Annotated in this window: 10 protein-coding genes and 1 tRNA gene; 6 read left to right on the top strand and 5 right to left on the bottom strand. The window is 61.9% G+C overall.

Annotated elements, in window-relative coordinates:
• Positions 1–9: 9 nt before the first annotated feature.
• A complete protein-coding gene (locus Q7U49_RS13340) occupies positions 10–966 on the top strand; it encodes an HD-GYP domain-containing protein (RefSeq protein ID WP_304764766.1) in 957 nt (318 codons plus the stop codon).
• A 9-nt stretch (positions 967–975) separates the two neighbouring features.
• Here Q7U49_RS13340 and Q7U49_RS13335 read toward each other — a convergent pair whose 3' ends face one another.
• The 5 genes from Q7U49_RS13335 to Q7U49_RS13315 form a co-directional block, all read right to left on the bottom strand.
• The gene (locus tag Q7U49_RS13335) at positions 976–1,671 is read right to left on the bottom strand and encodes an amidotransferase (RefSeq protein WP_304764765.1); all 696 of its coding nucleotides are present in this window, start codon (positions 1,669–1,671) and stop codon (positions 976–978) included.
• The gene (gene plsY, locus Q7U49_RS13330) at positions 1,668–2,399 is read right to left on the bottom strand and encodes a glycerol-3-phosphate 1-O-acyltransferase PlsY (protein ID WP_304764764.1); all 732 of its coding nucleotides are present in this window, start codon (positions 2,397–2,399) and stop codon (positions 1,668–1,670) included. The genes Q7U49_RS13335 and plsY overlap by 4 nt, the downstream gene beginning before the upstream one ends.
• 62 nt (positions 2,400–2,461) lie before the next feature.
• On the bottom strand, positions 2,462–2,956 hold the full coding sequence (locus tag Q7U49_RS13325) for an aminoacyl-tRNA deacylase (protein ID WP_304764763.1): 495 nt from the start codon (positions 2,954–2,956) through the stop codon (positions 2,462–2,464).
• Between the two features lie 29 nt (positions 2,957–2,985).
• Positions 2,986–4,050 carry an aldo/keto reductase gene (locus tag Q7U49_RS13320; protein ID WP_304764762.1) on the bottom strand — a complete coding sequence of 355 codons (1,065 nt, stop codon included), beginning with the start codon at positions 4,048–4,050 and terminating at the stop codon, positions 2,986–2,988.
• Between the two features lie 48 nt (positions 4,051–4,098).
• A complete protein-coding gene (locus tag Q7U49_RS13315; RefSeq protein WP_304764761.1) occupies positions 4,099–5,976 on the bottom strand; it encodes an acyl-CoA synthetase in 1,878 nt (625 codons plus the stop codon).
• A 25-nt stretch (positions 5,977–6,001) separates the two neighbouring features.
• Between Q7U49_RS13315 and Q7U49_RS13310 the strand changes: the two genes are divergently transcribed.
• From Q7U49_RS13310 to Q7U49_RS13290, 5 genes are all read left to right on the top strand, one after another.
• Positions 6,002–6,904: an alpha/beta fold hydrolase gene (locus Q7U49_RS13310; protein WP_304764760.1), complete on the top strand. Its 903-nt coding sequence runs from the start codon at positions 6,002–6,004 to the stop codon at positions 6,902–6,904.
• Positions 6,905–6,960: 56 nt separating this feature from the next.
• A protein-coding gene (gene prfB, locus Q7U49_RS13305; protein ID WP_304764759.1) for a peptide chain release factor 2 occupies positions 6,961–8,065 on the top strand; the annotation gives its coding sequence in 2 pieces (ribosomal slippage) (positions 6,961–7,041 and positions 7,043–8,065; 1,104 coding nt in all).
• Between the two features lie 95 nt (positions 8,066–8,160).
• Entirely contained in the window at positions 8,161–10,860 is a 2,700-nt protein-coding gene (gene pepN, locus Q7U49_RS13300) for an aminopeptidase N (protein WP_304764758.1), read from the top strand.
• Between the two features lie 23 nt (positions 10,861–10,883).
• On the top strand, positions 10,884–11,888 hold the full coding sequence (locus tag Q7U49_RS13295) for a class 1 fructose-bisphosphatase (protein WP_304764757.1): 1,005 nt from the start codon (positions 10,884–10,886) through the stop codon (positions 11,886–11,888).
• Positions 11,889–11,917: 29 nt separating this feature from the next.
• Positions 11,918–11,990 (top strand) — tRNA-Thr (locus tag Q7U49_RS13290).
• Positions 11,991–11,992: the final 2 nt, after the last annotated feature.

Raw genomic sequence — 11,992 nt, 5'->3', positions numbered from 1 at the left:
CACCACGCCATGAGCTTCATCCTGAAGTCCGAGGACGAATACGAGGACCTGCTGGGCCTCTGGTCCGACCTGGAAGCGGGCCTGGGCATCGTCCTGAGCCACCCGCACAGCGTGCAGCAGTTTGCGACGCGCATTGAACAATACGACCGCTGGATGCAGAACCTGATCCAGTACGACACCGACGTGGCACTGTACCTGTTGTTTCAACTGGCCAGCCACTCGCCTGTGGGCTACAGCGCCTCCCACGCCCTGGTCTGTGCTGTCTTGTGTCATCTGCTGGCCCAAGAAATTGAGTTACCACAGACCGAACGCGACAGCCTGGTTCATGCGGCCCTGACCATGAACCTTGCCATGACTGGCTTGCAAGACCAGCTGGCCAACCAGCGCGGGCGTCTGACACCAGAGCAGGAAGCAGCCGTGCGCGCACATGAAGCGCGTAGCGCCGAACTGTTGCGCACTTTGGGCATCACCGACGCGCTTTGGCTGCAAACCGTGCAGCAACACCACCAGGAAACCAGCTTGAGTGACGACGTGATGCGCCTGGCAGCGCCGCAGCGCCTGGTGCACATGCTCAACGTGGTGGACCGTTACGCCGCCATGATCAGCCCGCGGCAGTCGCGTGAGGGACGCAGCGCAACCGAATCTGCCAAAAGCCTGGTGGCGACCACTTCCGCACAACACAACCAGGTGGGCCAGGCGCTGCTGCGCGTGGTGGGCTTGTTCCCGCCTGGCACCTACGTTCAGCTGGACAACGCCACCGTGGGCGTGGTCATGCGCCGCCGCAGCGAAGCCAAGCGCCCAGACGTGGCCATTGTGCTCAACGAGAAAGGCCAACTGATGCGCCCGCCCAGCCTGCATTCGAGTGTTGCGGGCAATCCCGCCATCGCCGCTGCCCTGCCCGCGTCGCGCGTTCAGGAACACCTGAACCACCATTTGATCCTGCAACTCGGCGCTCAGGCAGTTTAAGCCCGCATCTCAGGCGTTGACAAACGCCACCATCATGCGTGCGACAGCCAAACCTTCGTGGCCCTTGGCCAGGCTCTGGGTGAAGGCCTGGTAGCGCTCCTCGCCAAACATGGTGCGCCGCTTATTGAGCAAAAAGGCGCTGTAGTCCTCGACGAATTCAGGATGCGCCTGCACGCAAAACACCTGCCCGTCAACGCCAAAGGCCGCCACCGGGCAAAAATCACTGGTGGCCAGCAGCCGGGTGCCGCTGGGCAGCGCGAACACCTGGTCCTGGTGGCTGGCCAGCAGCGCGACTTCCTCGCGGCCCGGCGCCAGCTCGGGTGCCAGCCATTGGTAGCGCATGCGCCCGGCGCCCCAGCCTTGCGGTGCGCGGCCCACCTTGGCGCCCAGGCACAAGGCGATCAACTGGTGGCCGAAACACACGCCGATCAACTTCTTTCTGCTTTTCAGGAGCGCCTGCACCTTGTCCTTGAGTGTCAGCACCCAGGGCTCTTGTGAAAACGAATCGGCCTTGCTGCCCGTGAGCAGCACGGCATCGTACGGATCGAAAGAAGCCGGGTACTCGCCCTTGACGGTGTTGAAGATATCAAACGTGCCGTCGGCGCCGGCCTGGCGCAGCAGGCGCTCGAACATGGCGCCGTAACCGACATAGGTCGGCGCGACCGCCGGGTCCAGAAAGTCGTTGTCAAGAATGCAGAGTTTCATGCGTGGTCGTTTTTTGTCTGAGACTTTTGATCACCGTGCGGCGGATGTCGATGACCATGCTTGGCGTGGCCATGGGCATGGGTTTGCACGACCGGCGCAGCGCCAGCCTTCTTGCCCAGCTTTGTTTCTGTCCCTTTGATCAACCGGTTGATGTTTTCGGCATGGCGGTAAAGCAAGAACAGCGACATCACAGCCACACTCAAGGCCACGCTTTTGCTCATGAGCCAGAGCCCGCCGTCGCCCAGCACATAGACCACGGGCGCCAGCAGCGCAGCCGTGATGGAGGCCAGTGACGAGTAGCGAAACAGCACCGCCATCAGCAGCCAGATCAGCGCCGTGGCCAACCCCAGCCAGCCGCTGAAACCCAGCAGCACACCCAGCGCCGTGGCCACACCCTTGCCACCCACAAACCGGAAGAACACCGGGAACACATGGCCCAAAAATGCCGCCAAACCCACCAAGGCCAGCGTGCCATCGCCCAGACCGTAAGCCGGGCCGTACCACTTGACCAGCACCACCGGCAGCCAGCCCTTGGCCGCGTCCAGCAACAAGGTCAGGATGGCCGCTGCCTTGCTGCCGGAGCGCAGCACATTGGTGGCGCCCGGGTTTTTGCTGCCAAAGGTGCGCGGGTCACTCAAACCCATGGCGCGACTGACGATAACGGCAAACGACAGCGACCCGATCAGGTAGCCGACCAACACCGCCAACAGCGGTAAAAAACTCTGCATGGATTCCAAATCAACTCCTGGCGACCCAAGGGTTTGGGTGCGATGGCGCTATTTTGCCAGTGTCAGCTCAAGGCCTCGGCCAGCGCGCACTGCACTGCCCGGGCACCCAGCAGGGTCACGCAAAGCAGCGGGTCAATACCCACCAGATAACCGCGCTGCCCGCCATTGATCAGAATTTTAGGCAGCGTCAGAATGGTCGACTCGATATAAACCGGCATGGCACGCCGTGTGCCAAAGGGCGAGGTACCACCGACCAGGTAGCCGCTGTGCCGATTCGCCACTTCGGGCGCGCAAGGCTCGACCGACTTGGCGCCGATCTGGCGCGCCAGATTTTTCGCCGACACCTTGCGGTTTCCGTGCATCAGCACCACCAGCGGCTTGGCGTCCTGGTCTTGCATGATGAGGGTTTTGACCACCGCGTAAGGGTCCCAGCCCAACTCAGAGGCACTGTGCAGCGCGCCACCATGCTCAAGGTAGGCATAAGGGTGCTCGCTAAAGACCACCTTGCTGTCCTTGAGGAACCGGGTGGCCGGCGTCAGGCTGACGTGTTTGGCCATAAATTAACTGGAATCTGAACCCAATTAATTTACTGCGCAGGGTCGCGTATTTCCCAGCGCAGGGTATCGATGGCGTTGAGCAACTCGGGGCTCAGCGTGGTGCCCCAGACATCAAGACACTCATCCAATTGGGCCACCGATGTCACGCCAATGAGGGTGCTGGCCACCTGCCATTTGGTGTAACAAAACGCCAGCGCCATTTGCAGCGGCGTCAGGCCATGCTCGCGCGCCAGCGCGCTGTAGCGCCTGGCCGCGGCGAGGGCCGCCGGGCGGCCCCAGCGCTGCTTGCGGCTCGACTCAAATTTGGTCAACCGTGCTTCAGGCGATGTGCCTGGCCCAGTCAGGCCGGTGACATCGTATTTGCCCGTGAGCAAACCGAAGGAGAGCGGTGAGTAAGCCAGCAGCGACACATTGAGCCGATGCAGGGTTTCATCCAGGGCGTTTTCAACACTGCGGTTCAGCAGGCTGTAGCCGTTTTGCACCGTGGCCACGCGCGGCAAACCGTACTGCTCGGCCAGACGCACGAACTCATGCACGCCATAGGGCGTTTCATTGGACAGGCCGATGGCGCGCACCTTGCCCGCCTGCACCAGCTGCTGCAAGGCTTCCAGTTGGGCGTGGATAGAGGTGCCCTCACTGACACTGGCAGGCTGGTAATACACGCCGCCAAAAGCCGGGACGGAGCGCACCGGCCAGTGAATCTGGTACAGGTCGATGACATCAATCTTCAGGCGCCTCAGACTGCCCTCACAGGCTTCCAGAATGTCCTTGCCTGTTAAATCCGGGCTGCCGCCACGGATCCACGGCATGTTGCGCGACGGCCCCGCCACCTTGGTTGCCATCACCAACTTTTGCCGTGCACCAGGGCGCTGGCTGAGCCAGTTGCCAATGATTTTTTCGGTGGCATTGAAGGTTTCGGCGCGCGGCGGGACGGCATACATTTCGGCCGTGTCAATGAAGTTGACACCACGTTCCAGCGAACGGTCCAGAATGTCAAAAGATGTGGCCTCGTCGACCTGCTCGCCAAAAGTCATGGTACCCAGGCAGATGGGCGTGACATGGAGGTCGCTTTGACCCAGTTGAATTTTTTTCATGCGTCAGTAAGTTGAATTGAAAATGGCCTTGCAGCCGACTTTTGTAGTTTACGTGTTGGCGGCAGAAGTGGTGGTCGCCTTGAGCGCAAGCGCCCGGGCTTCTTCCTGCAGCCGCAGCACGCGCCGCTGCACCTTGCCGGTGGTGGTCATGGGCAGAGCGTCCAGAAATTCGATTTCCTTGGGGTATTCATAGGGAGCCAGCTTGTCCTTGACATGGGCTTGCAGTTGCCCCAGGAGCTGGGCCTCAAATTGTTCCCGGGTCCCGGTGAAGTTGGCGCGCGCCGCCATAAAGTCGGGTGACAACACCACATAGGCCTTGACCACCGCGCCGCGCGCCGCATCGGGCTTGGGCACCACGGCCACATTGGCCACCGCCGGGTGTTTGACCAGGCAGTTTTCGATTTCGCCAGGCCCAATGCGGTAGCCCGCGGCCTTGAACACGTCGTCACTGCGGCCCTGGTACCACAGGTAGCCGTCGGTGTCGCGGCTGGCCAGGTCGCCGGTGCGGCACCAGTCACCGGTGAACTTGGCCTGCGTTGCGGCCTCGTTTTTCCAGTAACCCAAAAAGAAGATGGGGTCGGGCTGGCCCTGCACGTCAAAGCGGTTGACAGCCACGTCGCCCAACTCTCCGGGGGCACACTCGGTGCCCGCGTCGTCGATCACGGCCAGCCGGTGGCCGGGGTAGCCCATGCCCATGCTGCCGGGTTTGGGCGGCCACAGGGCAGCACAATTGCCCACGATGTAATTGATCTCGGTCTGGCCAAACATCTCGTTCACGGTCACGCCCAATTGCGACTGACAGTAGTCAAACACCGCGTCACCCACGGCCTCGCCAGCACTCATGATGGCTTGCAGCTTGAGGCCGAATTGCGCGTTGACGGTCTGGCCAGTTTGGCCGGGAAAGGCTTTCATCATGGCTTTCAGGGCCGTGGGAAAGAGAAAAGTGTGCGTCACACCAAAGTCGCGCAGCAGCTCCAGCGCCACTTGAGGGCCGAAGCGACCATTAAAAGCCACGATCGGGCGGCCAAAGTAAAGCGAGGGCAGCAACGCATCCATCAGCCCACCGGTCCAGGCCCAGTCGGCGGGGCTCCAGAACACGGCTTCGGAGCCGGTGGGCAAATGTTGCGGGTTGGTCAATTGTTGCAAACTATCAACCGGCGCGGCCGTCATGGCAAAACCCAACCAGTTCTGGCTGCACAAAAACCCGGTCAGGTTGCCAATGAGGGCCTGGTGCGGAATCAGCGCGCCCTTGGGGTTACCGGTAGTCCCGCTGGTGTAGATCAGGATGGCGGGTGCGTCAGCGCGCGTGGTCACCAAATCGAACTGGTCACTGGCGCCTGCCAGCGCCGGTTCATAGGCTTTGTCGGCCAGCGTCCGGGTCTGGGCATCAAGCCGGACACCGATCACTTGGCGCAGATCCGGGCAACTGGCACGCACCGCCCGCACGTTGGCCAGGGTCTGGGCGTCGCCGATCGCCACCACAGCCTCGCTGTCCTGCAAACGGAACTCCAACGCCTCCGGGCCAAAAAGTTGCGACAGTGGCATGGCCACGGCACCCATCTGCAGCACGGCCATGTAGGCCACCGCAGTCTCGAAACGCTGCGGCATCACGATGGCCACCCTGTCCCCCGGCAACACCCCCAGGTCCGTCAGCACATTGGCCAGGCGGTTGGCCTGGTCCTGCAGTTCGGCATAGCAATATGAACGGCTTGCCTCATCGGGCTGACAGTCGTGAATGGCTGTGTTTTGTAACGCGTCCGGCTGCGTTGCCCAACGCGCACAGCAGGCCTGCGCCATGTTGAAATACGTTGGCACCTGCCAGGCAAAGCCCCCGTGCAGCCCGGCATAGGCGGGTGGCAGAGCCCAGGCATGAACGCCTCCGGCGCGCGCAAGAGCGACTTTGTCGCTGGCTTGACTGACTGACATGCAATGACTCCTTATGATCGGTCGAATGTACCAAGTCAAAAGAATTTCCCATAGCGAGTTTGTCCCAATACGCCGTTTAAATTACCACGTGCGCTGCTGGGGCGAAGCCGGACCCCACAAAACACCGCTGGTGCTGCTGCACGGCTGGATGGACGTGGCAGCCAGCTTTCAGTTTGTGGTCGATGCGCTCACCGAGGACCATTTCATCATCGCGCCTGACTGGCGCGGCTTTGGCCTGACCCAGTCTGGCGGCGCGGACGCCTTCTGGTTTCCCGACTACCTGGCCGACCTGGACGCCCTGCTGGACCACTATGCCCCGGGCCAGAGCGTGCATCTGGTCGGCCACAGCATGGGCGCCAACGTGGCCATGGTCTACGCCGGGGTACGGCCTGGGCGGGTGCGTCGGCTGGTGAATCTGGAAGGTTTCGGTCTGCCCGCCATCCAGGCTGACCAAGCTCCGGTGCGTTATACCCAATGGCTTGACAGCGTGAAAGCCCTCGCCAGCGGCGGGCTGCAGCTCAAAACCTACGACTCACTCGAAGCCGTGGCCCGGCGCCTGATGAAAACCAACGCCCGCCTGGGCAACGACAAGGCCCATTGGCTAGCGGGCCACTGGTCCGCCGAGCTTACGCCTGGTCAGTGGTCCATTTTGGGCGAAGCAGCGCACAAGATCGCCAGCGCCCAACTTTACAGGGTTGACGAAATGCTGGCCATCCATCGCTGCATCACGGCACCCACGCTGATGGTGGAAGCGTGCGAGGACACCATCGACCTCTTCTGGAAGGAAAAGTTCACCCGTGCAGAGCACCACGAACGGCTGCAATCTGTGGCCTGGTTGGAACGGGTCGAAGTGCCCGACTGCGGCCACATGTTGCACCATGACCAGCCGCTGGCTGTGGCCACGTTGCTGGAGCGTTTCATGCGTTAGCCCGGCGTGAGAAAATAGCGGGTTATTGACCGACCAACCCCTTTAGGACCCGCATCATGGAAGCAGAACGCATCAACGCCCTTGGCTCAAATTTGGCAGATTTGACTGCCCGAACCCTTGAATTACGGGGGTATCTTTGACTACGATGCCAAATTTGAACGACTGAGAACCGTCAACGCCTCGCTCGAAGACCCCACCGTCTGGAACGACCCCAAGCGCGCCCAGGAGCTGGGCCGCGAAAAGAAGGCGCTTGACGGTGTGGTGGTGACCATCAGCGAACTGGAAAGCGAACTCGCGGACAACACCGAGCTGTTCGAGATGAGCAAGGAAGAAGGCGACGAGGCCGGCCTGATCCACATCGAAACCGATGCTGCCAAGCTCGAAGAGATCGTCAAGGGTCTGGAATTCCGCCGCATGTTCAACAACCCGGCGGACCCGCTGAACTGTTTTGTCGACATCCAGGCCGGCGCCGGTGGCACCGAGGCCTGCGACTGGGCCAGCATGCTGCTGCGCCAGTACCTGCGCTACTGCGAGCGCAAGGGCTTCAAGACCGAGATCGAGGACGAAACCCCGGGCGACACCGCCGGCATCAAGGGTGCCTCGTTCAAGGTCGAAGGCGAATACGCCTTTGGCCTGCTGCGCACCGAGACCGGCGTGCACCGGCTGGTGCGCAAATCGCCCTTCGACTCGTCGGGCGGCCGACACACCAGCTTTGCCAGCGTGTTTGTCTACCCCGAGATTGACGACTCGATCGAGATCAACATCAACCCGTCTGATGTGCGAACCGACACTTACCGTGCCAGCGGCGCGGGCGGTCAGCACATCAACAAGACCGACTCGGCGGTGCGCCTGACCCACCTGCCCACCGGCATCGTGGTGCAGTGCCAGGACGGCCGCAGCCAGCACGGCAACCGCGACATCGCCTGGAAGCGCCTGCGCTCCAAGCTCTATGACTTCGAGTTGCGCAAGCAGCAGGAAGAACAGCAAAAGCTTGAAGACGGCAAGACCGACGTGGGCTGGGGACACCAGATTCGCTCTTATGTGCTCGACAACAGCCGCATCAAGGACCTGCGCACCAACTACGAGACCTCGGCCACGCAGAAAGTGCTTGACGGCGATCTGGACCCCTTCATTGAAGCCTCCTTGAAACAGGGCGTTTGATGGCCGTCCGCGCATTGTCATTGCGCACGACCCCATGATCGCCGCCCGGCGCGAATGCCCTGCACTCTTAAATTCGAATTTCCTGGAGACTCCTGATGTTGTTACTTCGTGATGCAAACACCCCCGCTACGGTCATCCGGCGGGAGGACTACAGCGCCCCGGCGTTCTGGATCGACACGGTTCACCTGAGCTTTGACCTCGACGCGGCCAAGACCCGCGTGCTCAACAAAATGACGCTGCGCCGCAACCCCGGCGTACCGGCCCAGGCGCTGCGCCTGGACGGCGACGAGCTCAACCTGGCGCGTGTGCTGGTCAATGGTGCTGGCACCAGCTTCAAGATGGATGCAGGCCAACTGGTGCTGGAAAACCTGCCTTTGGAGGGTAGCTTCGAGCTGGAGATATTCACCACTTGCGCGCCCGCCAAAAACACCAAGCTCATGGGCTTGTACGTCAGCAACGACTCGTTTTTCACCCAATGCGAGGCCGAGGGTTTCCGGCGCATCACTTATTTCCTGGACCGCCCTGATGTGATGGCCAGCTTTACCGTGACGCTGCGCGCCGACAAAACCAAATACCCGGTGCTGCTCTCCAACGGCAACCTGCTTGAGAGTGGCCTGCTGGACGACGGTCGCCACTTTGCCACCTGGGTGGACCCGCACAGAAAGCCCTGCTACCTGTTTGCGCTGGTCGCCGGCCAGTTGGTGTGCCGCGAGCAACGCATCACCTCACGCGCTGGCACCGACCACCTGCTGCAGGTGTATGTGCGCCCCGGCGACATGGACAAGACCGAGCACGCGATGACGTCGCTGATCAACTCCGTGATCTGGGACGAAGCCCGCTTTGGCCTGCCGCTGGACCTGGAGCGCTTCATGATCGTGGCCACCAGCGACTTCAACATGGGCGCCATGGAAAACAAGGGCCTCAACGTCTTCAACACCCAGTACGTGCTGGCGAACCAGGCCACCGCCACCGATGTCGACTTTGCCAACATCGAGAGCGTGGTCGGCCACGAGTATTTTCACAACTGGACCGGCAACCGAATCACCTGCCGCGACTGGTTCCAGCTGAGCCTGAAGGAAGGCCTGACAGTGTTCCGCGACCAGGAATTCAGCATGGACCTGTGCGCTGACGCCTCAAGCCGCGCTGTCAAGCGCATCGAAGACGTGCGTGTGTTGCGCACGGCCCAGTTCCCCGAAGACGCCGGCCCGATGGCGCACCCGGTGCGTCCCGACAGCTACATCGAGATCAACAATTTCTACACCGTCACCATTTACGAAAAAGGTGCCGAGGTGGTGCGCATGATGCAGACCCTGGTCGGACGCGAAGGTTTTGCCAAAGGCATGACGCTGTACTTTGCCCGCCATGATGGCAGCGCCGTGACCTGCGATGACTTTGCGCAGGCAGTAGCCGATGCCAATCCGGACTCGGCGCTGGCCAGGCTGCTGCCCCAGTTCAAGCGCTGGTACAGCCAAGCCGGCACCCCCCGACTGGCCACCACCGCGCACTACGACGCGGTGGCACAGACCTACACCCTGAACTTTGTCCAGAGTTGCCCAGCCACACCGGGTCAGGACGCCAAGGAACCCTTTGTGATCCCGGTCAGCCTGGGGCTGGTGAGCGCTGGCAGCGGTGCCGCCCTGCCCTTGCAGGTGCAAGCCAGTTCAGCAGTTGCCAGCGACAGCCACCTGTTTGTCATGACCCAGGCGACGGAGTCGATCACCTTCGAAAATGTGCTGGAAGAACCCGTGCCGTCGATCCTGCGCGGTTTCAGCGCCCCGGTGGTCGTGGACTTGGACTACAGCGATGCGCAATTGCTGACGCTGCTGGCCCATGACCCCGACCCTTTCAACCGCTGGGAAGCCGGACAGCGCCTGGCCTTGCGCAGCGCCGTCCACGCCATCAAGGCGGCCGGTCCTGCGGCGAGCGGCCTCGATGCGGCCTTTGTTTCAGCCATGCGTTCGGTGCTGCGCCATCCCGCGCTGGATGCCGCCTTCAAGGAACTGGTGCTCACGCTGCCGTCCGAAACCTACATCGCCGAGCAGCTTGATGTGGTCGACCCGCAACGCATCCACGCGGTGCGCGAAGCCATGCGCGAGCAATTGGCCTGTGAGCTGGGCGCTGACTGGCAGTGGGCCTATGAGGCGCATTGCCACAATGGCGGCTACCGCCCCGACACCCTGTCCAGCGGCCGCCGCGCGCTGGCGGGGCTGGCCTTGAATTGCCTGTGCCTGGCCGCCCGTGCGTCCGGTGACGCGATTTGGCCTGGCAAAGCCTATCAGCGCTTCAAGGATGCCGACAACATGACCGACCGCTTCAATGCCCTGAGCGCGTTGGTGCACACGGGTCATGCGCTGGCTACCCCAGCGCTGGCGCGTTTTCACAGCCTGTTCAAGGCCGAAGAACTGGTGCTCGACAAATGGTTTGCACTGCAAGCCGGTTGCACCGACCGTGGCGGCCAGGTGCTGCCAGCGGTGCGCCAACTGCTCAAGCACCCCGACTTCCACATCCGCAACCCCAATCGCGCGCGCAGCGTGATCTTCAGCTACTGCAGCGCCAACCCGGGCGCCTTCCATCGCACCGATGCGGCAGGCTATGTCTTTTGGGCTGACCAGGTGCTGGCGCTCGATGCCATCAACCCGCAAGTGGCGGCGCGCCTGGCACGCGCGCTGGACCGCTGGAAAAGGCTGGCCGAGCCTTACCGCAACGCCGCTTTGGAAGCCCTCAAACGCGTCGCGGCCAAGCCTGACCTGAGTAACGACGTGCGCGAAGTGGTCAGCCGCGCCCTGGCCGATTAAACAAGCACATTGAGGAAAAAAACATGCCCAAGAAAATATCCCTGACCCGTTACCTGGTGGAACAGCAGCGCATGGAGGGCCACATTCCGCCCGAGTTGCGCCTGCTGCTTGAAGTGGTGGCACGCGCCTGCAAGCGCATCAGCCAGGCCGTCAGCAAAGGCGCCCTGGGCGACGTGATGGGCAGCGCCGAGAGCGAAAACGTGCAGGGCGAAATGCAAAAGAAGCTCGACATCATCGCCAACGAAGTGCTGATCGAAGCCAACGAATGGGGTGGCCACCTGGCGGCCATGGCCAGCGAGGAAATGGAAGGCATCTACGTGGTGCCCAACCGCTACCCGCAAGGCGAATACCTGCTGATGTTCGACCCGCTGGACGGCTCCAGCAACATCGACGTCAATGTCAGCATTGGCACCATCTTCAGCGTGCTGGTCAAACCCGAAGGTGCGGGCGTGTCGGAACAGGACTTTCTGCAAGCCGGCAGCAAACAAGTGGCCGCAGGCTACTGCGTTTACGGCCCGCAAACCACGCTGGTGCTCACCGTGGGCGACGGCGTCACCGTGTTCACGCTGGACCGTGAACAGGGCTCGTTCATCCTGACCGAAGAAGACCTGCGCGTGCCCGACGACACCAAGGAATTTGCCATCAACATGAGCAACCAGCGCCATTGGGCCGCCCCTGTCACACGCTACATCGACGAATGCATGCAAGGCCGGGACGGCCCGCGCGGCAAGGACTTCAACATGCGCTGGGTCGGCAGCATGGTGGCCGACGTGCACCGCATTCTGACCCGTGGCGGAATTTTCATGTACCCCTGGGACAAGCGTGAACCCGACAAGGCGGGCAAATTGCGCCTGCTGTACGAGGCCAATCCCATGAGCTGGCTGATCGAACAGGCCGGTGGTGCTTCCACCAACGGCCAGCAGCGCATCATGGACATCACCCCCACCAAATTGCACGAACGCGTGAGCGTTTTCATGGGCTCCAAAAACGAGGTGGAACGCGTCACCCGCTACCACAGCGAGGCCTGAACCGGCCGCTATAATCTGCGTCTTTCCAAGCCGGTGTAGCTCAGTCGGTAGAGCAGCTCATTCGTAATGAGAAGGTCGGGTGTTCGATTCATCTCTCCGGCACC

The organism is Rhodoferax sp., from assembly GCF_030653815.1.
Lineage (GTDB): Bacteria > Pseudomonadota > Gammaproteobacteria > Burkholderiales > Burkholderiaceae_C > Rhodoferax.
This window is presented reverse-complemented; position numbering and strand designations above follow the sequence as displayed.